This is a genomic window from Deltaproteobacteria bacterium (assembly GCA_016874755.1).
Taxonomy (GTDB): domain Bacteria; phylum Desulfobacterota; class Binatia; order UBA9968; family UBA9968; genus DP-20.
In genome coordinates, this window is sequence record VGTH01000023.1 from 1 (window position 1) to 25,187 (window position 25,187).

A 25,187-nucleotide genomic window follows, 5' to 3' on the forward strand; every position below is an offset into this window, starting at 1 on the left:
CCTCAGTGTGCTTTTCTCTCATCGGCGTATCCTTTCCTGCCTGCGCCAACAGGCAGCCTTTCGTTTTTAGATTCGCGAAAGGGTACGCCTACCTATTTCCTATTTCCACACGCTTTGATCATAGCTCGGGGATCAACGTAAGAAAAGCTTGAGTCGGCGATTTTGTTGAGAGTACGTAAAAAACAGTGTAGCTTAAAGCATAAATCAAGTTTGTTGATCGGCTTATTGTATGGTGAACCCGGCGTCTAACGGCGATTCTCGATTCGGTCAAGAACAACTCCTGGCCGACACGGTTGTGCTGACGCAGCTCGATAAAGCGGTCGGTTGGGCGCGTAAGTACTCGCTGTTTCCTTATCCGTTTGCGACGGCGTGCTGCGCCATGGAATACATGGCGCTGTCGATGTCACCCTACGACATCGATCGCTTCGGCGCCTTGCTGCCGCGCTTTAGTCCGCGCCAAGCCGACTTGCTCATGGTGATCGGCACGGTCAACCACAAATTATCGCCGGTGTTGAAGCGTGTCTACGAACAAATGTCCGAGCCCAAATGGGTGATGGCATTTGGTGCTTGCGCCGCCAGCGGTGGCTTTTACGACAACTACGCGACGGTGCAAGGAATCGATCGGATCATTCCCGTCGATGTCTATGTCCCGGGGTGTCCGCCGCGCCCGGAGGCGGTGCTCGACGGACTAATGGAACTCCAAAGTCGCATCGCCGCGCGGAAACAACCGATCTAATAACCCGCTTGTCTGCACCGATGGCTGATACCGAAGGCCCGCTTCCGGAAAATTCCTATCACCACGGAACCATCACCAAGCTCTTTCCATCGAACAACATGGGGATTGTGCGCATTGAGAGCGGCCGCGAAGTGCCGTTTTCCTATGAGTTTGTCATCCTACTCGGGCGAGCCAAGTCGCCGCTGGACCTCACCGAGGGTGAAGCGGTTGGCTACGATTTGGGTTGGACACCGAAGGGGATGATGGTTACCAAAATCAAGACCTATCCCAAGCAGCCGAGCTGAGCCGCCCCGGCTTAAAACGGCAGGGTGCTCAGAGCAAGAATCTGCCGTCCTAAGATCTCGCCGACAAAGACTCCAAGGAGCGCGATATAGAACAGCCCCGTCGCCGCCATGGTGTGCGGAATCAAAAGCGTCCGCCAAATCATCCATGACAGCACCAACGGCGCGCCTTGCCCGACGATCACGCGCAGCGTCAGCAACGTCGAGTGTTTGCGCCAAAGCGTATTTAGGGCGTTGGTGCTGGCAGTGGTACCGAGGAACGAAATGGCCAGTGGCGCCAGCACCATGAAGACACTCTGCGCGATCAGCGCGTAAACAAAAAAGCGAAACACTTTGACGAATGGATCGAGACTCTGGCCGGTGTCGATCAAGTACCAATGGCCGATCAACATGCCTACGGTCACGCTGCCAAGCAGCAGCGCGGAGAGAAAGAAACTCGTCGGATAGATAAGCGCTTCGACCGAAAAAAACGCAGCGGAGTAGAAGCTGTGGGCACTGCAGACAAGGCCCGCGATGCCGGAGAGAATGGCGCCGGCGAAACTACGGGCGCGAAATTTTTGCCGTTCTCCCCATAGCGAAATCACGTAACCGACATAGCAGAGCACGTAGACCGCGTGGAAGATAACTTCCAGGAGCACGATGGCGGAAAAATCCGTCGCCAGGCTATGCTGATAGAAGCTGCTCTTGCCCCACAGCCCGAGAATAGCGATGAAGCACAACACTCCGGCGGTGGATTTGTAAAAGGCGCGATCCAGTTCGTGAAACGGTGTCGCCGCGAGGGCGAGCAGTCCGCCGAGCGCCACCTGGTAAAAGAAAATCAGAAAGCTGCTGGAAAATCCCTGCATGGAAGGTCAAGCCGGCGGTTTTTGCGCGCTATGCAAGCAGACCGCGCCATTGAGAAACTTACGAATGGCGACGTTGCGAAAACCGGCAGCCGCGATCATGCCGGCCACTGTCTCCGGCGAGTGAAATTGGCGCACCGATCGAGAGAGGTAGCTATAAGCGTTGCGGTCGCCGGCCAAGGCGCCGCCGATCCATGGCACCAAGCGATAAAAGTAAAGATTGTAAAACGGTGCAAACCAACGCGCCGTCGGCGGAAACATGTCTAGAGAAACAAAGCGCGCGCCCGGCTTCATGATGCGAAACGCTTCGGCGAAAAACCGCGGCAGATCGGAAACGTTGCGCAACACGAAGGCCGTCATCGCGCCATCACAGGCAGCACTTTTGATCGGCGCAGCCATGGCGCTACCCAGGACGAAAGTGGTTTGAGCGCCGTGCGAAATTCGCCGCTTCTTGTGCTGGGCGAGCTGCAGCATGGGCAAAGAAAAATCCAGCCCGACGATGCGCACGCGGCCGGCGGTGCGCTTGGCGGCGGCAAACGTAAGATCGCCCGTGCCGGCGCCCAAGTCGAGAACGATGTCGCCGGGCTGGGTGGCCAATGTGCGAATCGCTTCGGCCCGCCAACGATTGTCTAAGCGAAAACTGATGACCCGATTGAGCAGGTCATAGCGACCGGCGATGCGGTCGAAAATGGATTGAACTGCGCGATCTCTCGAATTATCCAGGGCAAGCATCCGATGGTGGCAGGGCAGACTCAGCGCGCGTGCGCAGCTGCGGGCTGGCGCCGGCTAAAAATCTCGATCGATGATCAACTGGACCAAAGTCTTCAAGCCGTTACGGTAGCGTGAAGGCGGGAGTTTCTTAAGCGACTTGAGAGCATCGGCGGCGTATTGTTTGGCCAACAGTGTGGCCTCCGAGATGGCGTCGCTGGAGCGAATCAGGGCCAGTGCGGCGCTAATTTGCTCTTCGGTCGGCTGATTTTGCTCAAAGGCTTCGCAAACCTCCGGAGCGCCGGCATTGACGGCGAGGATAATCGGCAGCGACGGGTTGCCGTCGCGCAGGTCGATGCCCGTGGGCTTGCCCAAGAGCTCCGCATGTCCGGTGACGTCGAGAATATCGTCGACCATTTGAAAGGCGATGCCCATTTTCAGGCCGTAGCCTTCCGTATCCGCCACGGCTGCCGAATTGGCGCCGGCTAGGTGGGCACCGATCTTGGCGCCGGTCTGAAACAACGAGGCGGTTTTGCGCGTGACGATTTCAATATAGTCGTCAATGGTGACCGCGCGATTACGATTGAAGTGGCCTTGCAGCATTTCGCCTTCGGTCAACATGGCGCAGGCATCGGCGGTCCACTCGACAACGGTGTCGTCAAACTTGCCGGCGAACTCGAAGGCTTTGATGAAAAGAAAATCGCCGGCGACCAAAGTGGATTTTAGACCGAACTTCTTAAACGCGGAAATCTTGCCGCGGCGGGTTTCTGCGCCGTCGATGATGTCGTCATGCAGCAGGGTGGCTGTGTGAATCAGTTCGATGGCGGTGGCGATATCGACAATGTCCTGGGTACGTTTGCCGCCAAAGGCGAGAAACGCCAGCAAGGTGATCAGAGGGCGCACCCGCTTGCCGCCGCCATCAATCAAATGCGCGGCGATGTCGGTAAGACCTTGCTCGCGCGAACGAATGGCACGCGTGAGGCTTTGCTCGACCAATTGCAGTTCTTCAGCGACGTAACTAAAAGGATCGGTGGCGCCTTGTAGTGAAGGAATTCGCCGTTCCGTTACCCGCGATGCCGTGTGGTTGGCGGTGACGGACTTAGATTTTGTCTCTTGAATCAGAATGGCTCCGTTTATTTTTCAGGAAGGGAAGTTAGCCAGAAAAATGGCATAGATCACCGGTTAGGTCAAGCTAATTGCGCGCAACAAAAGGCATCGTGACCCACGCCTCGCAAGTGATATGGCATGAAAATCGTCTCGCCTTAAGTTGCGCACTCTGCAGCTGTCGTCGCTGGTGAGAAGTGTGTCGCGAAGGAACCTGGAGAGGGTCTCGGCGAACCGAATATTTCCCCACGATGGCAACTGCCGATCTCCCCCGCCCGTTGGTGACACAGGGCAGCCGATACCGGTCAGAATATCCGGAAAAAATGGCTCTGTGGCTGAGGTTAGGCTCAACCGCACTGATGTTGCAGTTGACAATTTTATTGACCGATGACATAAGAAGTTTAAGTATTTTAGTCTTGCCGCCTTAGTTTTTTAACTTGTTAGACCGTATAGATTTAAAAATACTTTCTATTCTTCAGAACCGTGGGCGTTCTCGTCTGGCGGACATCGCTGAAGAAGTAGATTTGTCGGCGCCAGCGGTGATGGAGCGAGTGAAGAAGCTCGAGGCCAACGGCGTCATTCGCGGTTATCAAGCGTTGCTCGATGCCAAGCAAGTTGGCAAAGACATAGCGGCTTTTATCGGCGTTTCGATCGGCCATCAGCGCGACATCGATCGGTTCGCCGCGCACATGATGCAACATCCCGACGTTCTGGAATGTCATCACGTGACCGGCGACGAGAGTTTCATTCTCAAAGTTAAAGCGGCGAACACCAGCGCATTGGAAAAGCTCTTGGCGCAGATTCGCTCGGTCGAAGGTGTCACCCGGACGGTGACCAAAGTGGTTTTGTCGACCGCGAAAGAAAGCCAAGTCTTGGAGTTGGATGCTTGTTTGGCGGAAAATTCGAGCGGCAAAAGAAGCAAGCAGTAGAGTAAGAATTCATCGGTAGAAGGGCAAGTGTATGAAGCAATCAGGACCGCCGGAAAAGCAGGGACTGTATGATCCGCGCTTTGAGCATGACGCCTGCGGCGTTGGCTTTGTCGTCAACATCAAAGGAGTCAAATCCCACGAAATCGTCGAGCAGGCGCTCACGGTATTGCAAAATCTCGATCACCGCGGCGCCTGCGGCTGCGAGGAAAACACCGGCGACGGCGCCGGCATCTTGCTGCAAGTGCCGCACAAGTTTCTCGCGCAAGCTTGCGAGGGGCTGGGTTTCAAGCTCCCCGATCCGGGCGAATATGGCGTCGGTATGCTGTTCCTGCCTGACGATCGCAAACAGCGCCCCAAGTTCGAAAAGATGATCGAGAAGATCATCGTCGAAGAGGGCCAGAAGGTTCTCGGCTGGCGCAAGGTTCCCACCGACAACCTTTATCTCGGTGAGACGGCAAAGGCCTGCGAGCCGTTTGTGCGCCAGGTTTTCATTGGCCGCGGCGAGGGCGTTGCCGACGAGCTAGCCTTCGAGCGCAAGCTTTACGTGATTCGGCGCCGCGCCGAGAATGCGATTCGCTACGACAAGCTGCCGGGCGGCGACTTTTTCTACGTGCCGAGTATGTCGTGCCGAACAATTATTTACAAAGGCATGCTGACGCCGCGCCAGGTGGTGACTTTTTATCCTGATCTTTCCGACCCAGAAATCGAAAGTGCCATTGCCGTGGTGCATTCGCGCTTTAGCACCAATACGTTTCCCAGCTGGGGCCGGGCGCATCCCTACCGCTATTTGATTCACAACGGCGAGATCAACACGCTGCGCGGCAACGAAAATTGGATGCACGCGCGCCAGGGCATGCTGGCCAGCGGTATCTTCGGCACCGATTTGCGGAATATCTTCCCGATCATCCAGGAGGACGGCAGCGACTCGACCAAGTTCGACAATTGTCTGGAGTTCTTGGCGTTGAGCGGCCGGTCGCTGCCCCATGCGGTGATGATGATGATTCCCGAGCCATGGGAAAATCACGAGAGCATGGACCCCGCCAAGCGGGCTTTTTACGAGTATCACTCAAGCTTAATGGAGCCGTGGGACGGACCGGCATCGATCGCGTTTACCGACGGCACGGTGGTCGGCGCGGTGCTCGATCGTAACGGCTTGCGGCCGTCGCGCTACTACGTCACCAAGGACGATCTCGTCATCATGGCTTCGGAAGTCGGAGTGCTCGACGTGCCGCCGGAGCGAGTGTTGGAGAAGCGTCGCCTGCAGCCCGGCCGGATGTTTTTGGTTGACACCAGCGAAGGGCGCATCATCAGCGACGATGAAATTAAGCAAGAAATGGCTAAGGCCCAGCCCTACGCAAAATGGCTCAAGGAAAATCTAGTCCACTTCGAGGATTTACCCGCAGCCGAAGAAAAACAGCCGGTGGCCAATCACCAGGCGACGCTGCAGCGTATGCAAGCGTTCGGCTACAACTTTGAAGACCTGCGCATCAACCTGGGGCCTATGGCACAAAACGGTATTCAGCCGGTCGGTTCCATGGGCACGGACACGCCGTTGGCCGTGTTGTCGGACAAGCCGCAGCTGCTTTACAACTATTTCAAAGAATTGTTCGCCCAGGTGACCAACCCGCCCATCGATCCGATTCGCGAGGAGTTGATTACTTCGACAACGCTGACGCTGGGGAGCGAAGGGAACTTGATCGAACCCAAGCCGGAGAGCTGCCGGCAGTTGCGCTTACACGATCCGATTCTGCGCGATGGCGAATTGGCCAAGCTCCGGCAGATCAATTTGCCGGGTGTCAGTTCGGCGACTCTGCCGATTCTGTTCAATCCTCAGGAAGGCAGAGCGGGCCTCGAAAAAGCTTTGGAGGCATTGTTCAAGGCCGCGGACGCGGCGATCCAAAAGGGCACGACTATTTTGATTTTGTCGGACCGCGGTGTCGACCGCAGCCATGCGCCGATTCCGGCATTGCTCGCCTGCGCCGGCTTGCATCATCATTTGATTCGCGCCGGCACGCGCGCGCGGGTTGGTCTCGTGTTGGAGTCGGGTGAACCGCGTGAAGTGCATCACTTCTGTTTGCTCTTGGGCTACGGTGCCCAAGCGATCAATCCCTATCTCGCCTACGAGAGTCTGAACGACATGATCGACCAAGGCCTGTTGAAAGACATCAGCTACGCCGACGCGGTGAAGGGCTATAACAAAGCCGTTTACAAAGGTGTGGTCAAAGTCATGGCTAAGATGGGCATCTCGACGGTGAAATCCTACTGCGGCGCGCAGATCTTCGAAGCTGTCGGCTTGGGCCAAGAGTTGGTCGACAAATATTTCACCTGGACACCGTCCCGCGTCGGCGGTATCGGCCTCGAAGAAATTGCCGGCGAAGCTCAGCGGCAGCACGGGCGGGCCTATCCGACCTATCCGTTGAACGGCCACACGTTAGAAGTTTACGGCCAGTATCAATATCGCAAAGACGGCGAACTGCATCTGTTCAATCCGCGCACGATCCATCTTTTGCAGAAAGCCTGCCGCATCAACGACTATCGGACATTCAAAGAGTACACCGGCTTGATCGATGACCAGTCCGAAAGAATGGCGACACTGCGCGGCTTGATGGAATTGAAATATGCCAAACAGCCGATTCCCATCGACGAAGTGGAACCGGTGGAATCGATCGTCAAGCGTTTCAAGACCGGCGCCATGTCCTACGGCTCCATCAGCAAAGAAGCTCACGAGGCACTGGCGATCGCGATGAATCGCCTGGGCGGCAAGAGCAACACCGGCGAGGGCGGTGAAGATCCGGCGCGCTATACCCTCGAGGCCAACGGCGATTCGAAAAACAGCGCGATCAAGCAGGTCGCGTCCGGCCGCTTTGGTGTGACGAGTTACTATCTAACTCAAGCGCGAGAATTGCAGATCAAGATGGCGCAGGGCGCCAAGCCGGGTGAGGGCGGCGAGCTGCCGGGCCGCAAAGTTTACCCTTGGATCGCAAAGGTGCGACACTCGACGCCCGGCGTTGGCTTGATCTCGCCGCCGCCGCATCATGATATTTACTCGATCGAGGACTTGGCGCAGCTGATTCACGACTTGAAGAACGCCAACCATCATGCGCGCATCAGCGTGAAGCTGGTCTCCGAGATCGGCGTCGGCACGATTGCGGCCGGCGTCGCCAAAGGCCACGCCGACGTCGTGCTGATTAGCGGCCACGATGGCGGCACCGGTGCTTCGCCGCAGACGAGCATCAAGCATGCGGGCTTGCCGTGGGAGCTCGGCTTGGCGGAAACGCATCAGACGTTGGTCATGAACAATTTGCGCAGCCGCATCGTCGTCGAGACCGACGGTCAGTTGAAAACCGGCAGGGACGTCGTCATCGCGGCTCTGCTTGGCGCCGAAGAGTTCGGGTTCGCGACCACGGCGCTGGTGACACTGGGTTGTATTATGATGCGGGTTTGTCACCTGGATACCTGCCCTGTCGGTGTGGCGACGCAAAACCCTGAGTTGCGCGCGAAGTTTGCCGGTGACCCAGCCTATGTCGTCAACTTTATGCGCTTTATCGCGCAGGAGATGCGCGAGCATATGGCGAAGTTGGGCTTTCGCACGATCAACGAAATGGTCGGTCGCACCGATATGCTTGAAGTGCGTCGCGCGGTAAGTCACTGGAAGGCCAAAGGTCTGGACTATGCCGCGATTCTCTACCAGCCCAAGGTGGGACCGGCGGTTGGGCGTTATTGTCAGATCTCGCAGAACCACGGTTTAGAGAACGCGCTCGACAATCAAGTGCTGCTCGATCTTGCGGCCCCTGCGTTGGAGCGCGGCGAGAAGGTCAAAGCCAAGCTCGACATTCGCAATACCAATCGTGTGGTCGGTACCATTCTTGGCAGCGAGGTGACGCGCAAGCACGGCCCGCACGGTTTGCCGGAAGACACCATCCATTTTCACTTCCAAGGTTCGGCGGGGCAGAGCTTCGGCGCCTTCATCCCGCCGGGTATGACGCTGGAACTAGAAGGCGACGCTAACGACTATTTTGGCAAGGGACTTTCGGGTGGCAAGTTGGTGCTCTATCCGCCGGAGGGGTCTACTTTTGCACCGGAAGAGAACATCATCGTCGGCAATGTGGCGTTTTATGGAGCGACCAACGGTGAAGCCTACATTCGCGGCATGGCCGGTGAACGCTTTGGCGTGCGCAACAGCGGTGTGCGCGCCGTAGTCGAAGGAGTGGGCGATCATGGCTGCGAATACATGACCGGCGGGCGTGTCGTCGTCATCGGCAAGACCGGCCGCAACTTTGCAGCCGGTATGTCGGGCGGCATCACCTATGTGCTCGATGAAGACGGCAGCTTCAAGAATCGCTGCAACTTCGAAACGGTGGATCTCGAGCCGCTCGATGCGCGCGACGCTCAGGAAGTCGAAGAGCTGCTTAAGCGCCACGCCATGTACACGCGCAGCGCGCGCGCCTGGAAGATTCTTGCGCTGTGGGAAGAGAACGCGCCCAAGTTCGTCAAGGTCATGCCGCGCGACTATCGGCGTGTCTTCGAGGCGCTGCAAGAGGCCGAGGCCAAGGGTCTCACCGGCGATGACGCGCTGATGGCGGCGTTCGAAGCGAACAAAAACGATGCGTCGCGGGTGAGCGGCAACTAGCGTAGTGTCTCACTAATAAACGTGCTTATTGTTGTGACACGCTCGCATGTTTTTCACCACGAAGATCACGAAGGGACACGAAGTTCGGAAAAGTTTTTTCCCCTTACTTTCGTGTGTTCGTGGTGAGTTTTACCGGCGAGTATTTTGCGAAGAGAAAGCTGAAGAGATGGGTAAACCGACTGGATTCATGGAGTTTGACCGGGAGCTGCCGCAGGACCGCTCGCCGTTGGAACGCGTTAACGATTGGCAGGAGTTTCACGAGCACTTTTCGGTGGCGAAGTTGCAGCAACAAGGCGCGCGCTGCATGGATTGCGGCATTCCGTTTTGCCACACGGGCCAATTGATTAGCGGCATGGCGTCGGGCTGTCCAATTAACAATTTGATCCCAGAGTGGAACGATTTAGTTTATCGCGGTCTGTGGAAAGAGGCCCTGGAGCGTTTGCATAAGACCAATAACTTCCCCGAATTTACCGGCCGGGTTTGTCCAGCGCCCTGCGAAGGCTCCTGTGTCCTTGGCATTAACGAGTTGCCAATCACCATCAAAAACCTCGAGTGTTCAATCATCGACAATGGTTTCGAGAAAGGTTGGGTGACGGCTGAGCCGCCGGTAAAGCGCACGGGGAAAAACGTGGCAGTGATCGGTTCGGGCCCGTCGGGTCTCGCCTGCGCCGCCCAGCTCAATCGCGCTGGTCATCAGGTGACGGTCTACGAGCGCGCCGACCGCATCGGTGGTTTGTTGATGTACGGCATACCCAACATGAAATTAGATAAAAACGTTGTCCAACGGCGCCTCGATTTGATGACCGCGGAAGGTGTGAAGTTCGTGACCAACGCTCATGTTGGCGTGGATGTTTCGGCGGCTGAGCTGAAGGCTCAAAATGATGCCATAGTCATTTGCACGGGTGCCACCAAGGCCCGTGACTTGCCGATCCCCGGCCGCGAGCTCAAAGGCATCTACATGGCGATGGATTTTCTCCGCGCCAACACCAAGAGCCTGCTCGATTCAAATCACAAAGACGGCAGCTATATTCCAGCCAAAGACAAGCATGTCATCGTGGTCGGCGGTGGCGACACCGGCACAGACTGTGTTGGCACGTCGATGCGCCATGGCTGCAAGAGTTTGACGCAACTGGAAATCTTGCCGCGCCCGGCCGATAGCCGCCAAGCCGACAACCCATGGCCGGAGTGGCCCAAGGTGTACAAGCTCGATTACGGCCAGGAAGAAGCGGCCGCGCGCTTTGGCGCCGACCCGCGGGTTTATCTCACCACCGGTGAGAAGTTCGTCGGCGATGAGAACGGCAACGTTAAAGAGCTGCACATCTACGACGTTGAGTGGGCGAAAAACGAGCAAGGCGCATTTATTCCCAAAAGGGTGCCGGGTACCGATAAGATTCTGAAAGCTGACCTGGTTCTACTCGCGATGGGTTTTTTGGGTCCGGAAGATCCGGTGCTCACGCAGTTGGGCGTTGAGCGCGATCCGCGCAGCAACGCCAAGGCCGAGTACGGCCAATTCAACACCACTGTCCCGGGGATTTTCGCGGCGGGCGATTGCCGGCGTGGCCAAAGCCTGGTCGTGTGGGCGATCAACGAGGGGCGGGGCGCGGCACGTGAATGCGATCGCTATTTGATGGGACAGACCAACCTGCCGTAAGTGACACGCGACGACAACTCCCCGGAAGTTGCCGTTTTTTGGCGGCGATTTTCATGGACCGATTCGCTCGCTGCTATTCCCTGCTGTCGGCTCGACTACGGTAAAGATCCTTCCTCGTGGGCTTCGGCGAGCTTTGGGCCTTTTTGGCACCGTCATTGCTCAGGGTCACCATGCCGCAATCATAGCTCTAACGGTAGGTGACGATGAAGCGAAGCTCCTACGGAAATTTGGCTCTTTTGGAAACCGAAAGCGCAGCAGATCAGCAGTCTCCAGCACCTGCGCAAAACTACTCATTTCCGAAGTTTCTGCGGGCTTTGGGGCAGGCTTTGGATGCACAAAACTTAGCGACGTTCGAAATGACCTATCACAGCGGGGTCTACGTCGTGCGCAACGCGGCGTTGCAGCGGTCTTCGTTAAGAAGTCTGGTGCAAAGTGTGGTTGCGAGTTTTGGCTATCTGTTGGAGACACCGAAGTCGAAACGGCCTAAGGCGCAGTCGTTCGAGATCCAATACTCCCACGAAGATTTGTTGCAATTGGACGACGAAGCGCGCAGCCAACGCGGCCATCGCCATGAAACTCCGGACCCGTTTACGCTGGCGGAAAAGCTCCGCAGTGTCGGCTCGCTGATCGATGCCGATCCGAAGCGTTCTTTGGTGAGCGTCACCAATGACGGCAAGCAATTGAAAATACGCTATGAGCAGGAGCCGGGTGAGATACGTGAGGAGACGCGGCGCATGGAGCATCACTTCCGGGCGTGGAAAGGCATGTTCCAGCAACGTAAGAAGCGTCTGAAGCGAGCCAATTGATCGTCAAAAGATTCTACAAGCAAGAACGGCGGGCCAGCGAGCCCGCCGTTGCTTTTTCAACGCCAGAGTCGATTACTTCACCCAGAGCACGTTCAAGTCGCCGATATTCGGCAGCAGTCCCAAGCCAATCCCCGACTGCAGAATCCTATTCTGCGACTGGAAGAAGCTGTCGCCCCATTTGTCGGAAAAATTCTCTTTGTTGACCTTGATGCCGGCCGCCACTTCTTCGGGCATGCTCAGGTTGAAAAATTCTTTCGCCTTGGACTTAAAGAAGTCTTCGTCGTGCTGATCGGGCTCGGTAAAAGACGTGGATAGATGAGATAGAGCAGCGACCAGATAACGATGACGCTGGCGATCGCCAAGAGCGGCGGCAGGATTCTACCGAGTCAGTCGCGCCCAGTGGATCGGCTGAAAACCGGCAGGGTTTCAGCACCCGCCACGTTCGCCGAGGGTGCCGGCATCGTTGCTTGAGTATTTTGTTCGAAGGCCACTGATTAGATTAGTGCAATAGAAAGAGCCTCGAAGTCAGTCGAATGGCGTCGTCTGATTTCCTCGCGTAAAGCGCGCAAAGGCCGCGAAGTCTCGCAATGGGTGTGGTGGAGCGCAATTCATCGCGCCCGCTCGCTCAACGCTGATTCTGCTGCTGTTGGCGCAGCCGGTCGAGCTCCTGCTGCATGTAGGTCTTGCGGTTCTGCTCTTGTAAAAGATCCATTTGCTGCTGGCGCTGCAGCTCGCGAACCTGTTCTTGCTGGCGCGCCGGATTGGTTTCGCGCCGCGCTCGCTCGATTTGCAGCTGGTTCTGCAGGCGTTCGAGCTGCTGGTCGGTCCTCATTTGGTCGAACTGCCGCTGCAGTTGGCTGGCTTGCGGCTGTGTAGTGACAGCGCGGGGTGCTTGCTGTTTCAGGCTATTCAGTTGTTGCTGCGTATCGTTTAGTTGCTGGTCGCTCTTGAGGTTCTCAAGCTGCTGTGCGCGCTCCAACTCTTTAAGCTGTTGCTGCTGCTTGGCTTTGTCGTTTTCCTGTTTGAGCTCCTCGGTTGCCTCGGCGGCGCTAGCGGGCGCTGCGGGAATCAGCGATATGGCCAACCAGAAAAGCACGGAGAGCGCTATTTGTCTCATAAGAGAAGCGTGACAATTGGCTACGGTCATTGCAACAGGGCTCGTTGTCACCGGGGTGTCGGCAGCATCGAGAAATCGACCAGCTTGTCAGGGTCGATGTCCTCCGCGACGGGCCTTCCCTCGCGCAGCAGGTTCAAATAGCTGCGCACTTTCTTGGTCGGGACGCTGCCGTCAGAGAACATCGCGACCATGGTTTCGTAGGAACGCTCCGCCTCACCGGCGCTGAGCTTGAACTTTTGCACGATCATTTTTACCGCCTCGGCACGGTTGTTTTTCTGCCAGGCCACCGCGTCAAGTACCGCGGCATTAGTGCGGCGAATGCGCTCGCGCTGGGCGCGGACCTCAGCCTGCGAAGTAAACAATCCAACGTAGGGAATGTCGACGAGGTCGCCCAGGAAGAGAAATTTCTTATAGCCAGCGGTCACCGCCTTTTCATCGAAGGGCGGGCTCAATACGGCGCCGACAACCTGGTTGGTTAGAAGGGTGGTGAAGCTATTGGAAGTGCCACCGGTGGTAACCAGGCCCACTTGCTTTTCGTCGAGGCCGAGCTTTCGCAACCCCGCGCGGCCGTAATAGTAAGGCGACGAGCGAATATCGGAGATGGCGATGCGCTTACCGATGAGGTCTTGGCCTTTGGCGATGTCTTTGTTGGTGACCAAAACCCACGGGGCGTCGCGGTACAGTGACAAGACGACAACTAATGGCAATCCGGCGACGGCTGCGTTGATGGCAGATTGCGGCGAGGTGAAAAAATTGATGTTGCCATTCAAAATCGCCTGCGGCCCCAAGGCGCTGCGCATTTGAATGTATTCAACCTCGAGGCCGTGTTTGGCGTAGAAGCTTTTTTCCTTGGCGATGTCGAAGGGCAGCGTGGATACCGCGGAGGAGGGATAGCCGATGCGAATCTTGTTTGACGCATCGGCGGCATGCGCGATGGTTGCTAACATGGTTAGTCCGAGCGCGAGGACGAACTTGAGGATCGCCAACCCGATGTAGGGGCAACCCCCTGCGGTTGCCCGCCTGGAGGGCAGGCACAGGGGCCTGCCCCTACGAAAAATGGTCGTCGACATTTTTGTTACATTCTTTGCAGTCCGTAATAGGTCGCGCAGTTGTCCCATAAGATTTTTCGTTTGTCTTCGCCGGTAAACGGCAGTTCAAGAAAACGCTCCACCGCTTTCGGATACTTGGTATCGACGTGGGGAAAGTCGGTGGAAAAAATCAGCCGTTCGTTACCGAGAAAATCGATGGCGTATTTTCCCGGCTCTTCGTCGCACTCGACCGACGCGTAGCATTGTCGTTTAAAATAGAAACTGGGCGGATGCTTCAAGCCGGGCGCCCACTGATCGCCATATTGTTCCCAATGCTCATCGAGGCGCCAGAGCAAGAACGGCAGCCAACCGCAATTGCCTTCGAGAAAGGCGATGCGCAGCTTGGGATGGCGGTCGAGAATGCCACCGCCGCAAAAACTGCCGACGGCGAGCATCTGCTCGACCGGATGGGCGTAAGTGTGGCGCAGCATGAAATCGTAGCCGAAGTTATCGCCCGATTGGCGCGCCAGTGAGTTGTTCGCCTCATGAAATCCTAGCGCGACGTTTAGTTCTTCGAGCGCGCTCCAGAGCGGTTCATAGTACGCGTCATGCCAATTGTGACCGTTGACGATGTTGGCGCGCAGGAAAATCGCCCGAAAGCCCAACTGCTTGACGCAGCGCTCGGCTTCTTTGATGGCGCTGTCGACGTCGAACGGCGAGACCATGCCCGCGCCGATCATCTTGCTGCGGTCCGCGTCGCAGAAGTCATAGAGCCAATCGTTGTAGGCCCGTGCCAACGCAGCGGCGAAATCGGCATCGAGCTCCGGGATGCTAAGCACGTTCAGTCCGCGACTGGGATAGAGAATCGCCAAATCGAGTCCTTCCTCGGCCATAGCGTCGAGCTGAACCTGCGGCGTCCAGCCGCGCGCTTTGTGCGGCGCAAAGAGTTTCTGGTTCTTGTGAAAAATATATCCCGGCGGCGGCAGCGTGCCCAGTGGTGGATCGACCGGGCGTCCCCAGGCTTTGCCGTCCGGCCCGACCATGCGCAAGTCGCGCACATGTTCGGTCATACCGATCGGCGCGCGGTCTCTAAATCTTTTATCGATATAGCGCTGCCAGAGATCGGCCGGCTCCAAAATGTGCATGTCGCTGTCTAAAGCTTTGTAACCGTGCTTCATAGGACCTCAAGATTGGGATTCGTCGCAATATATTTTGCCGCGTACTCGGCATCGACCTCGGCGCGCAGTTTTACCTGTGCAGCCTCTTCCTGAAGTTGAAATCCCACCGTGTAGGCCGACAGATTCTCCCAACCGTGGTTGATCGCTTCAACAAGGTTTTGTTCGTTTATTGAGGCCAATGGCAATGGCACGTTTAAAGCACGCCCGAGCGCTGTCGCTAGACCAACATCTTTGCGCAACAGTTTGAGCGGAAATGTATCGGTTTCGTAGTTTCCGGTGAAAACATTCTGCGGCACCTGCACGTGCAGCACGTGCATGCGCCCGACCATGCCGCGACGCACGCACTCCCAAAGCGCTTTCGTGTCGACGCCGGCTTTGACTCCCAGGGTGAGACCTTCGGAGATGGACTGTGCGATCGTGCTGTTGATCATCTGGTGGACGAGCTTGCAGATACTACCCGATCCCAGTGGGCCGGCGTGAATTACCTGATCGCCAAAGGCCGAAAGCACTGGCTTGGCGCGCTCGAAGACCTCCGGCGCGGCGCCGACCATTACTTCGTGAATTCCCCGTGCTGCACCGGGTTGACCGGAGGCGACGGGAGCGTCGAGCACGAACGCGCCTTTGGCGCGAAAAAGCGGTTCGAGCTTGCGGATCAACGCCGGCGGACTGGTGGAGATGTCGATGTAGATGGACTTGGCGCGGATGCCCTGGAGAACGCCGCCGTCGCCGCAGGCGACTTTCTCGACATCCGCCGGCATTGGCAGCGCGCTGATGATAACGTCGCTTTGGCGCGCCAGCTCGGCTGCCGAATGTGCCGCCGTGGCGCCGCGCTCTAAGAACGGCTTCATCGCGTCGGCGCGCAGATCATAAACGACCATCGGAAAGCCGGTCTGTTGAATGTGGCCGGCGACGGGGCCGCCCATATTGCCGAGTCCGATAAAACCAATTGTTTCCATGCGTGCTCCTTGATTATGCTAAAATCATTCGGAGTCCCTCGACAAGCTCAAGACGAACGGAATCAGAGTTGAAATCGTTCATAGGACGTCCGTTCATAGCAGCCTGTCGAAGCATTCTCAGTTTTTCACCTTGCGAATCATTAACTGGCAAATTTATAGGAGATGTGAGATTGAAGTGTCAACGCAAACTTTTGCCGGCGAGACACGGACGGAGAAATTTATGGCCAGCCCATTCGAGCCGCGCCCGATGGACGAAGTTAAAAAGGAACTGCTCGGTCGCGCCAAAGAAAATCGCAATCCGTTTTTGTTTACGATTTACGAAGAGATCGCGCCGGCGGTCAGCGGGCTTAAGTCGGTCGATCGTGAAGGGTGGGCCAGTGCGTTCACGGCACTGGCGCCGGCTCATGCCGAGCGTGCCGCTAAAGCCGAAGCAGCAGGTGACAAGGAAACCGCGCGCAAGGAATATTTGATCGCCTATGACTATTGTCACGTGGCGCGCTATCCGGCGCCCAATTCGCCGGGAAAGCTGGCGGCCTATCGCAAGTCGCAGGAGTATTACCACAAAGCTGCGCCGTATTTCGATCCGCCGCTCGAACGCGTCGAGATGCCGTTCAAAGGGCGCGCCGGCGAGGGTAAAGCGTCGATCGGTCTTTTGCGCAAACCCAAGGGCGTCACCAAGCCTGCGGTGGTCGTGATCTGGGGCGGCATCGATGCTTTCAAAGAGGAACGGCCCAGCGACCCCTACCTAAAAGCCGGCCTGGGCACGTTGTGCATCGATATGCCGGGCGTCGCCGATGCGCCGCTCGCCGGTTCGGAAGATGGTGAGCGATTGTGGGACGCCGTGTTCGACTTCATCGCCAGCCGCGCCGACCTCGACGCCCATCGCGTCGGCATCGTGGGCGGCAGCACCGGCGGCTATTGGGCGACCAAAGTTGCCCACACCCATGCGAGCCGTTTGAAGGCGGCGGTCAACCAAGGGGGCCCGGCGCACTTTGCATTTAAAAAAGACTGGATCGTCAAAGCCCAGTGCGGCGAGTATCCCTTCGAGCTAGCCGAGACCGCCGCTTGCGCGTTCGGCCGTTCCACCGGCGAAGAGTGGATCGAGTATTCGCCCAAGTTGTCGCTGCTCGATCAGGGTGTGCTCGAGCGGCCGTGTGCGCCGCTCTTGTGCGTCAACGGCGTGAACGACACGGTGTTTCCGATCGCCGACATGTATTTGTTACTCGAACATGGCAAGCCGAAATCGTCGCGCTTCTATCCCGGCGGCCACATGGGCGGCGGCAATTCGCAAGCGGTGATCATCCAATGGTTGAAGGAACGGTTGGCGTAGAGAAGGAGAGTCGATGAAACGGTTTGCCAAGGTTCAATTTGCCCTGGCGATTGTGCTGGGTGTTGCCGCGCTGCGCTACGCCTCGGCCGCTTTTGGGGCCGAAGGCGCGGAGGCAACCCACAACGAGCTGCGCGCGTTGAAGGACGGCGTCACCGCGGCTTTCAACAAGCTCGGCGCCTCGGGCAAAGAAGAAGATCTCGACGCGGTCCTTCGATATGCGCACAAGAATGTGGTTTTGAATGCCATGAACGGCGCGCGCGCCGTCGGACATGACGGCATCCGCAGGTACTTCCGCCAAACGATGGTGGGCGAGAATCGCACCGTGCAGAGTGTCCAGCATGAATTCAACGTCGACGCTTTGTCGGTTCTTTACGGCGACGATACGGCGATTGCTTACGGTGACACGCGCGGCAAATATGTCCTCACCGGCGGGGTCAATCTGGACGTTAAGGCAACCTGGCTCGGCACGATGGTCAAGGAAAACGACAAGTGGCTGATCGCCGGATTCCAGTTCGCGCCGAGTATTTTCGAAAACCCCATCGCGCAGCAGTTGGAGCGCACACTTTACTGGCTGGCGGCGGCTGCCGGATTGGTCGGGCTGCTCATAGGCTATTTGCTCGGCAGACGGCGCAAAGCGCGATCATTGCTTAGATGAGGAGCGGGACTCCGCTGAGATTCGCTAAAGCGGTTATCAAACCGCACCGTGAGAATTCGGCGCTGATTCCCGCTGCGCTCAACATCGCCCTCTTGCTGACCGCGGCGACTAGCGCGCTATTCCTATTGTGGGCGGCGTCGCATGCGGTTTCTTGGGTCGGACTCGTCAGCGCTGCGATCGCTTTTTCCTTCGTCAACAACAGCATGTTCTCCTTGCTGCACGAGGCGGTGCACGGCCAGTTTCATCGCAATCCAAAATTAAACGATGCCTTTGGCCGCATGGCCGCGGTGTTTTTCCCGACCTCCTACTCCATGCAGCGGGTGTTTCACCTCGGCCATCACCAGCGCAATCGCAGCGCGGTGGAGCAGTTCGATTATCTTCATCCGGGCGACAACAAGTTTTTCAAATATGCCCAGTGGTACTCGATCCTGACGGGTTTATATTGGGCGTTCGTGCCGTTGGGCTGCGTGGTTTATCTGCTCGCGCCGTGGGTGTTGCGCTCGCGGGCGCTGCGCTCGAAGGAGTCCAAGCTGGCGCAGCAATCGAGCGCCGATGCCATGTTCAGCGATTTGGAAAAAGCATCGCCCTGGTGGATGCGCGCGGAGGTTGTCTTGGGCGCCGCGGCTCAGTTTGGATTGATTTATGCGCTCGACCTAAGCTTGATTGGATGGGGCTCTTGTTACGCTGCCTTCGCCTTCAATTGGAGCTCGCTCCAATACGCCGATCATGCCTGGTCGGTGCTCGACGTGCGCCAAGGCGCCTGGAACCTGCGCGTAAACAAAATCGTCCAATACCTGTTTCTCAACTACCACCATCATCTAGCGCACCATCAGCGTCCCGAAGTACCGTGGCTTTATCTGCCGCGCTACGTCGATTTCGCCGCGCCACGGCCGCGCTTTTTGTCCGTGTACCTCAGCATGTGGCGCGGCTTGCGGCCGTTTCCCGACGGGAATTCAATGGGCGCCGCTCCCTCGCTCGCGAGTCCGAGGCGCGCCGAGTTGACTTGCTTGCGCTTTAACGCGCGCTTTATTCGGCGTCACCTGCGGTATCTCATTGTGTTTCTCATCATCTGCCGTTATTCCCTGTTTCGCTGGCGCGCCACGCGCTCGGTTCGGTTTACTTACGCTTTGGCGCAGCATCTTGACGATGTTCTCGATGGGGACTTCAAAATTCCCGGTGAGCCGGGTGATTATGTCGATGCCGTCATCGGGCAGTTAGATACGGGAAATTTCGCATCGACCGACCTGGGTAACCTGACCCATTGTGTGGCGGTGGAGTTGAAGAACTTACGTTCCGAACGCGACGAGCCGCTTGGCGAATTGATCGAACTTTTGCGTGTCATGCGCTTTGACCGGGAGCGGGTGCGCCGGCGGCTGTTGCTCACGCGCGAGGAATTAGCCGAGCATCACCGTCAGACGTTTCATCATTCGGTCAATTTAATGTTGATCGCGGCCCGCGCCGAATTGCGCGCCGTGGATGCACAAGATCTGGTGCGCGCTTTCGGCTGGTGCTCGACCCTGCGCGATCTGCCCGAGGATATCGAGAAAGGGCTGTTCAATATTCCCAAGGACGTCGTTGAGCGGGCGATGGCGGAGGGTGCCAAACTCAATTATGCCTCGCTAACGAGTACGGCCGCGGTGCGGCAATGGATTCGTGAGCTCCATGGCGAAGGGAAGCAGCATCTCGTTTGGTTTGTTGAACACAGCATTGCACTGAAACATCAATCAGGGGCACGCATCCTGGCGCTTTTTGCCAAGTCCATGGCTGGTTTTCATGGCCGTTACATCAAGGCCCATGCGGAATTTTTTGCGGATTCTGAAGTTTTCGCTGGCGTCGCGAAGGATACGACTGTCCCAAAGGTCGACACGGTAAGTCCAGCGGAAGATTGGAAGGCGACATGAGTGGCACAACGCCCGCTGAAGTTATTGCCATTCGCCCAGAAGCGCTTCGCGCGCCGCCGGCTACGGCTTTCGTTAAGTTTCCGGCCTCGTGGTATCTGTTCTCGACCGCGGTTGACTTGACGGAAAAGGCGGTGGGCAAGTCGATGTTCGGGCGCAAGCTCGTGGCATTTCGCACCGCGAGCGGCGTGCCCGTAATCATGGATAGCCGTTGCTCGCATCTCGGTGCCGATTTGAGCAAGGGTCACGTCGAGGGGGAAAACATTCGCTGTCCGTTTCACGGCTGGGCCTACGGAACGGACGGCCAATGTCTGGCGATTCCCAATGCCAATCACATCCCGGCGTTTGCCCGGCAAATGGCCTATCCTGTCGAGGAGCGTCATGGATTGATATTTGTTTTCAACGGGCCAGAGGCTTTGTTCCCGCTGCCACGATTTGCGGACGAGGCGAGCGATGGCTGGATCGCCGAGAAACCGGCGCGGTTTCTGGCCGAATGCTCTTGGTACATGGTGGCGGCCCATGGCTACGACCGGCAACATTTTGCCACCGTCCATGGCCGCCAGCTCATCGGGCCGTTGGCGGTCGATTGCCCGGCGGTGTTTGCGCGCCGCAGCTGCTACACGGCGGAGATCGTCGGCGAGAAATATTACGATAGGACATTGCGCCGATTGTTGTCGCGCCAAGTGACGATCTCGATTACGACTTGGGGTGGGAGCTTGGTCATGATCACCGGTGACTTTGGCCGGGTGCAGAGCCGATTTATGATCGTGTTAAATCCACTGGACGATCACCGCACGGAGTGCTCGGTGATCGTCGTTAAAAAACAAAGCGAAAGGGCGCTCGGCAAATTGCTTTGGGATCCGTTCAGCCTCGCCGTGCGAAAGCTACTGACCCGCGGCTATCTGGTAGACGAGGTGTCCAGCCTCGGCCGTCCGCGCTACGCGCCGCAGCGTTTAATCGAAGCGGACCGTGAGATGATCGAATATTTTCGCTGGGTGGCTGCACTGCCGCAGTCGAAGTCAGATGTTTTACCTCATCTCGTGGGTTCCGCTTTGTAGGGGCGACCGGTTGGCCGCCCTCCCGACAAAATGACACAGCGCCAACCCTCTCAGAGCCCAGGTGCATTTATCCCAACTTAATACTATCATTGACTCTGTTTCTGGTCAGGCTTGCATGCCGCGCTCAAACTTTCACATTACGCTGATCTCCCCCAAGGGGCCGCTCTATCGTCACCGCGGCGGTATTTTTAAACAATCGCTGCGCTACATGCCGCTAACGCTGCCGACACTGACGGCCTTGGTGCCGAAGGAGCTGCAGGCGACAGTGACCTGCATCGACGAAGGCATCGGCGATGTCGATCTGAATCTGCACAGCGATCTCATCGGCATCACCGTGATTACCGGCACTGCGCCGCGGGCGTACGAATTGGCCGATCATTTTCGCTCGCGCAATATTCCGGTAGTACTCGGCGGGCCGCATGTGACTTTGATTCCCGACGATGCGCAGCCGCACGCCGATAGCGCCGTCGTCGGTTATGCCGAGGAAGAGTGGCCGCGCTTGCTGCGCGATTTCGCCGCGGGTCAGATGAAGCCGCGCTACACGCAATCGCCGGATTTGGAATTGACCGGCTATCCGCTGCCCGACCGTAGCGTTTTGCCGCGCTGGAAATATTCGACGTCCAACGTTTTCGAAGCCTCGCGCGCCTGTATTCACAACTGTTCGTTCTGCGTCGTGCCGGCCGCCTGGGGACGCAAGCCTTTCAAGAAACCTGTGGCTGCCATCGTTGAGGACATCAAGCGGCAGCGGGCGCGCCGGGCGATTTTCATCGATCTGAATCTGATCTCGGATAAAGAGTACGCCGCCGAGCTGTTCACGGCGCTGATTCCCTTGAAGATCGAATGGTACGGTCTAGCAACCACGATGCTGTGCGACGATATTCCGTTGTTAGATTTGGTCGAGCGCAGCGGCTGCCGCGGCCTGCTCATGGGCTTGGAGTCGATCTCCAAGCGCAATCTGCGCACGAGCAGCAAGGGCTTCAACGATCCGGAAAAATATCCGCAAGTCGTCGAGCGATTGCACCAGCGCAGGATTGCGCTGCAGGGCTGCTTTGTCTTCGGACTGGACGAAGACACGCCGGACGTTTTTCTCAAGACCGCGGAATTTGCCGTGAAGGCGCGCATCGATCTGCCGCGCTTCGCGGTGGTTACGCCCTTTCCCGGCACCGATCTGCATCAGCGCCTGGATCGCGAAGGGCGCATTCTGACGCGCGACTGGGAGCGCTACGACGGCCAGCATGTCGTCTTTCAGCCGCTGCAGATGAGCGTCGATCAATTGCAGCGCGGCACCGAGACGGCGTGGAAGTATGGCTATAGTTGGAGCCATATGGCCGAACGGCTGCGCTACACGGCGGCGCCCTGGCACGTGGCGCTGTTTACCAATCTCAGTTACCGCTACTACGCGCATCGGCTGCACAAATTTTACAACTGCGATTGGATGTCGTCGCCGTTGTGGCAAGAGTCCGGCGCTAGGGCGCGCGCGCTTGCACCGGCTTCTAAGTAGTTTCGTCATGCTTGTAGACAAAACGTGCTTCAGGGAATGCCGGATTGTTTCCCCCTTTGACAAAGGGGGACTAAGGGGGATTTGTCCCTGTGGGCGGAAGAAAATGCCCGCTTGCCCCGCCTTTTCAAAGCGGGGAATCAACGAGTGCTGACGCAACCGCGGCTTGTTGTTTATGCAACCTTCGGGTAAATCCCAACCGTTTCGCCTCACCATCATCCACCCCTGCGTTGGCCGCTTCGTCGGCATGAAGCGCTACATCCGGACTTGGCAGATGGAGCCGATCCCCGCCGCGATGATCGCAGCGTTGAGTCCAGCGGCTGTGGAAAAACGATTCTACGACGATCGCTTCGAGCCGATTCCCGTCGATGAGCCCACCGACCTGGTGGCGATGAGCGTGGAGACCTATACGGCCAAGCGCTGCTACCAGATCGCCAGCGAATATCGCAAGCGCGGGGTGCCGGTGGTGATGGGCGGGTTTCATGCATCGCTCTGTCCCGATGAAGTCGCAGAGTATTGCGAGACGCTGGTCGTCGGCGAGGCCGAAGAGCTGTTTCCCGAGGTGATCGATGACTATCGCCACGGGCGGCCGCGGAAGATTTACCAAAGCCAGCAGCGGCCGCGCTTGGTCGTAACGCCAGACCGCTCGATCTTTTGCGACAAGAAATATTTGCGCATCAAGCTCGTCGAATTTGCCCGCGGCTGCCGCTTTCGCTGCGATTTCTGCGCGATCCAATCCTTCTTCGACGGCACACACAATCACCGGCCGGTGGACCGGGTGATCGATGAGATTCAACAGGTGCGCCGGCCCGGACAGATGTTTTTCTTCATCGATGACAACATCACGTCGAGCCTCGACGATGCCAAAGAATTAATGCGTGCTTTGATCCCGCTCAAGATTCGTTGGGTCAGCCAGTCGGCGATCAACGTAGCCTGGGATGAAGAGGCGCTCGATCTCATGCAGCGCAGCGGCTGCCAGGGGATTCTCATCGGTTTCGAATCGCTGCACATGGACACGCTGCGGCAGATGAAGAAGGGCTTCAACATGCTGCATGGCGGGCCGGCGGCGGCGCTGGCCAATTTGCGCCGGCACAATCTACGTGTCTACGGGACGTTCATATTCGGCTACGATCACGACACCGCGGAGACCTTCACTCAAGCAGTTGAGTTCGCCAAAGAGCAGGGCCTGTTTATCGCTGCGTTCAATCACATCACGCCGTTTCCCGGCACGCCGCTGTATCAGAGAATGCAGAAAGAAGGCCGACTCTTGTTCGATCCCTGGTGGTTGGACGAGCGCTACGCCTACAACATGATCCCGTTTCAACCAAAAAATATGTCGCCCGAAGAGCTGGCGGATCATTGCGTCGAAGCGCGCCGCAGCTTTTACTCCTGGCCGAGTATCTTTAAGAGATCGAGCCAGCCGCTGCATCTGCACAGCCCCTATATGCTGGCTAATTTCTTCATCATCAACGCCATGCACCAGTGGGACGTAGAAAGCCGCAACGGGCTGCCGCTGGGCGATCGCAATTGGCATGGGCAACTCATCAAAGCAGACACGAATCGCTACTCCGCTAAACTCGGGGCGTACGCATGAACCGGTTTGAATTTGGCCTCGCCGAGCCTAGCGATGATGCCGTGCTGCGCAACTTGATGGCGGCAACGCCCTCGGGTGGCAAGGTGGTTGTCTCTTTTCGGCGCGAGCCGAGTTATTTCGATGCGGCTGTGGTGGAAGGCCCGTTCCGTCAAACCATCGTGGCGCGTGACCGGGAAAGCGGCTGTGTTGCCGCAGTGGGGGACCGCTCCGTGCGCCAGCGTTTTGTCAATGGCGTGCCGACGCCGATCGGTTTTTTGAGCAACTTGAGAATTCTACCGCAGTATCGCAATCAGTCGATTCTAGCGCGCGGCTTTCGTCATCTGCGTTGTTTGCACCGCGATGGGCGTGCGAGGCTCTATCTCTCGACTATAGCTAAAGGCAACCAGGTCGCGGCATCCGCGCTGACGACCGGCCGCGCTTGTTTGCCGAGGTATCACTATGCTGGTGACTACCACACTGCGGTGATCCCGCTTCGAAAGAACCCCCCTTTGAAAAAGGGGGGTAGGGGGGATTCTAACCCTTCGCGCGAAGATCAAATCCCCTGCTATCCCCCTTTTTCAAAGGGGGAAGCGGGACGAAACGGCGTATTCGTGCGGGAGGCAAAGCCTGAAGACGTGTCTCGGTTGATCGAATTCTTGAATCAGTCTGGTCAGGTACGCCAATTCTTTCCGGTGTACGGTGTTGCTGATTTTTTCAGTGCATCAGGTAGTTTTCGCGATTTGCGTGAGAGCGACATACTATTAACCTTTCGTGGCTCCGAGATTGTCGGCACCTTGGCTTGTTGGAACCAAATCGCCTTCCGCCAAACCGTAGTCGAGAGTTACAGTACCGCCGTGAGTTGGGTGCGGCCATTGGTAAATAGCTGGGCGCAACTGCGCGGCGCAGTGACTTTGCCAAAGGCAGGAGAGCCGTTTCGTTTCGTGAGCGGCGCGCTGCCGCTGGTGAAAAACGACGATCCGCAAATTTTCGAGCCGCTGCTACAGGCGGCGCGTTCCAATGTAAGCGATCCGCGCGCCGAGTATTTGTTAATCGGCCTGCACGAGCGCGATCCGTTGCGTCCGGTGGTGGAAAAATATCAAACCACCATCTACTCGGTTGGAGTCTACTATGTTTGCTGGGAAGAGGGTGAGTCTTTGCGCGCGCAGTTGGACGACCGGCCGCCATACCTGGAGCTTGGGTGCCTCTAAC

General features: G+C 57.4%; 19 protein-coding genes and 1 pseudogene. 13 read left to right on the forward strand and 7 right to left on the reverse strand.

Features of this window, described 5'->3' with window-relative positions:
* Positions 1-229 precede the first annotated feature (229 nt).
* The gene (locus FJ145_14835) at positions 230-736 is read left to right on the forward strand and encodes an NADH-quinone oxidoreductase subunit B (protein MBM4262693.1); all 507 of its coding nucleotides are present in this window, start codon (positions 230-232) and stop codon (positions 734-736) included.
* A gap of 20 nt (positions 737-756) precedes the next feature.
* On the forward strand, positions 757-1,020 hold the full coding sequence (locus FJ145_14840) for a hypothetical protein (GenBank protein MBM4262694.1): 264 nt from the start codon (positions 757-759) through the stop codon (positions 1,018-1,020).
* Positions 1,021-1,031: 11 nt separating this feature from the next.
* Here FJ145_14840 and FJ145_14845 read toward each other — a convergent pair whose 3' ends face one another.
* The 3 genes from FJ145_14845 to FJ145_14855 are packed head-to-tail and all read right to left on the reverse strand — an operon-like array spanning position 1,032 to position 3,704.
* Positions 1,032-1,862: a hypothetical protein gene (locus FJ145_14845; protein MBM4262695.1), complete on the reverse strand. Its 831-nt coding sequence runs from the start codon at positions 1,860-1,862 to the stop codon at positions 1,032-1,034.
* 6 nt (positions 1,863-1,868) lie between these two features.
* Entirely contained in the window at positions 1,869-2,591 is a 723-nt protein-coding gene (locus FJ145_14850; GenBank protein MBM4262696.1) for a ubiquinone/menaquinone biosynthesis methyltransferase, read from the reverse strand.
* A 54-nt stretch (positions 2,592-2,645) separates the two neighbouring features.
* Positions 2,646-3,704, reverse strand: a complete 1,059-nt coding sequence (locus FJ145_14855) for a polyprenyl synthetase family protein (GenBank protein ID MBM4262697.1) — start codon at positions 3,702-3,704, stop codon at positions 2,646-2,648.
* A 404-nt stretch (positions 3,705-4,108) separates the two neighbouring features.
* Between FJ145_14855 and FJ145_14860 the strand changes: the two genes are divergently transcribed.
* The 4 genes from FJ145_14860 (at position 4,109) to FJ145_14875 (ending at position 11,687) form a co-directional block, all read left to right on the forward strand.
* A complete protein-coding gene (locus FJ145_14860) occupies positions 4,109-4,600 on the forward strand; it encodes an Lrp/AsnC family transcriptional regulator (GenBank protein ID MBM4262698.1) in 492 nt (163 codons plus the stop codon).
* A gap of 31 nt (positions 4,601-4,631) precedes the next feature.
* Positions 4,632-9,230 (forward strand): glutamate synthase large subunit, encoded by a 4,599-nt coding sequence (gltB, locus tag FJ145_14865; GenBank protein ID MBM4262699.1) that lies wholly within the window; start codon positions 4,632-4,634, stop codon positions 9,228-9,230.
* 166 nt (positions 9,231-9,396) lie between these two features.
* Positions 9,397-10,881, forward strand: a complete 1,485-nt coding sequence (locus FJ145_14870; GenBank protein MBM4262700.1) for a glutamate synthase subunit beta — start codon at positions 9,397-9,399, stop codon at positions 10,879-10,881.
* A 356-nt stretch (positions 10,882-11,237) separates the two neighbouring features.
* Positions 11,238-11,687, forward strand: coding sequence for a hypothetical protein (locus FJ145_14875; protein ID MBM4262701.1), 450 nt, complete (start codon positions 11,238-11,240; stop codon positions 11,685-11,687).
* Positions 11,688-12,312: 625 nt separating this feature from the next.
* Here FJ145_14875 and FJ145_14880 read toward each other — a convergent pair.
* From FJ145_14880 to FJ145_14895, 4 genes are read right to left on the reverse strand one after another with little or no spacing between them, the layout of a single operon-like run.
* Complete coding sequence (locus tag FJ145_14880) at positions 12,313-12,804, reverse strand: hypothetical protein (protein MBM4262702.1); 492 nt, start codon at positions 12,802-12,804, stop codon at positions 12,313-12,315.
* Positions 12,805-12,851: 47 nt separating this feature from the next.
* The gene (locus FJ145_14885) at positions 12,852-13,922 is read right to left on the reverse strand and encodes an ABC transporter substrate-binding protein (protein MBM4262703.1); all 1,071 of its coding nucleotides are present in this window, start codon (positions 13,920-13,922) and stop codon (positions 12,852-12,854) included.
* Positions 13,880-15,010 carry an amidohydrolase gene (locus FJ145_14890; GenBank protein MBM4262704.1) on the reverse strand — a complete coding sequence of 377 codons (1,131 nt, stop codon included), beginning with the start codon at positions 15,008-15,010 and terminating at the stop codon, positions 13,880-13,882. The genes FJ145_14885 and FJ145_14890 overlap by 43 nt, the downstream gene beginning before the upstream one ends.
* Positions 15,007-15,966, reverse strand: a complete 960-nt coding sequence (locus FJ145_14895; protein MBM4262705.1) for an NAD(P)-dependent oxidoreductase — start codon at positions 15,964-15,966, stop codon at positions 15,007-15,009. The genes FJ145_14890 and FJ145_14895 overlap by 4 nt, the downstream gene beginning before the upstream one ends.
* 247 nt (positions 15,967-16,213) lie before the next feature.
* Between FJ145_14895 and FJ145_14900 the strand changes: the two genes are divergently transcribed.
* The 7 genes and pseudogenes from FJ145_14900 (at position 16,214) to FJ145_14930 (ending at position 25,186) form a co-directional block, all read left to right on the forward strand.
* A complete protein-coding gene (locus tag FJ145_14900; GenBank protein ID MBM4262706.1) occupies positions 16,214-17,296 on the forward strand; it encodes an alpha/beta fold hydrolase in 1,083 nt (360 codons plus the stop codon).
* Positions 17,297-17,309: 13 nt separating this feature from the next.
* A complete protein-coding gene (locus FJ145_14905) occupies positions 17,310-17,951 on the forward strand; it encodes a nuclear transport factor 2 family protein (GenBank protein MBM4262707.1) in 642 nt (213 codons plus the stop codon).
* Positions 17,948-18,895 (forward strand): annotated as a pseudogene (locus tag FJ145_14910) (fatty acid desaturase). The gene FJ145_14905 and the pseudogene FJ145_14910 overlap by 4 nt, the downstream one beginning before the upstream one ends.
* 953 nt (positions 18,896-19,848) lie before the next feature.
* Positions 19,849-20,907 carry a Rieske 2Fe-2S domain-containing protein gene (locus tag FJ145_14915; GenBank protein ID MBM4262708.1) on the forward strand — a complete coding sequence of 353 codons (1,059 nt, stop codon included), beginning with the start codon at positions 19,849-19,851 and terminating at the stop codon, positions 20,905-20,907.
* A 115-nt stretch (positions 20,908-21,022) separates the two neighbouring features.
* The gene (locus tag FJ145_14920) at positions 21,023-22,408 is read left to right on the forward strand and encodes a B12-binding domain-containing radical SAM protein (GenBank protein MBM4262709.1); all 1,386 of its coding nucleotides are present in this window, start codon (positions 21,023-21,025) and stop codon (positions 22,406-22,408) included.
* Between the two features lie 271 nt (positions 22,409-22,679).
* On the forward strand, positions 22,680-23,999 hold the full coding sequence (locus FJ145_14925) for a B12-binding domain-containing radical SAM protein (protein MBM4262710.1): 1,320 nt from the start codon (positions 22,680-22,682) through the stop codon (positions 23,997-23,999).
* The gene (locus FJ145_14930; GenBank protein ID MBM4262711.1) at positions 23,996-25,186 is read left to right on the forward strand and encodes a hypothetical protein; all 1,191 of its coding nucleotides are present in this window, start codon (positions 23,996-23,998) and stop codon (positions 25,184-25,186) included. Before FJ145_14925 ends, FJ145_14930 begins: the two co-directional genes overlap by 4 nt.
* The last annotated feature ends 1 nt before the right edge of the window (position 25,187 follow it).

Coding starts and splice junctions, on each gene's coding strand:
- FJ145_14835 (MBM4262693.1), top strand. CDS start 230: ATGGTGAACCCGGCGTCTAACGGCGATTCTCGATTCGGTCAAGAACAA.
- FJ145_14840 (MBM4262694.1), top strand. CDS start 757: ATGGCTGATACCGAAGGCCCGCTTCCGGAAAATTCCTATCACCACGGA.
- FJ145_14845 (MBM4262695.1), bottom strand. CDS start 1,862: ATGCAGGGATTTTCCAGCAGCTTTCTGATTTTCTTTTACCAGGTGGCG.
- FJ145_14850 (MBM4262696.1), bottom strand. CDS start 2,591: ATGCTTGCCCTGGATAATTCGAGAGATCGCGCAGTTCAATCCATTTTC.
- gltB (MBM4262699.1), top strand. CDS start 4,632: ATGAAGCAATCAGGACCGCCGGAAAAGCAGGGACTGTATGATCCGCGC.
- FJ145_14870 (MBM4262700.1), top strand. CDS start 9,397: ATGGGTAAACCGACTGGATTCATGGAGTTTGACCGGGAGCTGCCGCAG.
- FJ145_14875 (MBM4262701.1), top strand. CDS start 11,238: ATGACCTATCACAGCGGGGTCTACGTCGTGCGCAACGCGGCGTTGCAG.
- FJ145_14880 (MBM4262702.1), bottom strand. CDS start 12,804: ATGAGACAAATAGCGCTCTCCGTGCTTTTCTGGTTGGCCATATCGCTG.
- FJ145_14885 (MBM4262703.1), bottom strand. CDS start 13,922: ATGGGACAACTGCGCGACCTATTACGGACTGCAAAGAATGTAACAAAA.
- FJ145_14890 (MBM4262704.1), bottom strand. CDS start 15,010: ATGAAGCACGGTTACAAAGCTTTAGACAGCGACATGCACATTTTGGAG.
- FJ145_14895 (MBM4262705.1), bottom strand. CDS start 15,966: ATGGAAACAATTGGTTTTATCGGACTCGGCAATATGGGCGGCCCCGTC.
- FJ145_14900 (MBM4262706.1), top strand. CDS start 16,214: ATGGACGAAGTTAAAAAGGAACTGCTCGGTCGCGCCAAAGAAAATCGC.
- FJ145_14905 (MBM4262707.1), top strand. CDS start 17,310: ATGAAACGGTTTGCCAAGGTTCAATTTGCCCTGGCGATTGTGCTGGGT.
- FJ145_14915 (MBM4262708.1), top strand. CDS start 19,849: ATGAGTGGCACAACGCCCGCTGAAGTTATTGCCATTCGCCCAGAAGCG.
- FJ145_14920 (MBM4262709.1), top strand. CDS start 21,023: ATGCCGCGCTCAAACTTTCACATTACGCTGATCTCCCCCAAGGGGCCG.
- FJ145_14925 (MBM4262710.1), top strand. CDS start 22,680: ATGGAGCCGATCCCCGCCGCGATGATCGCAGCGTTGAGTCCAGCGGCT.
- FJ145_14930 (MBM4262711.1), top strand. CDS start 23,996: ATGAACCGGTTTGAATTTGGCCTCGCCGAGCCTAGCGATGATGCCGTG.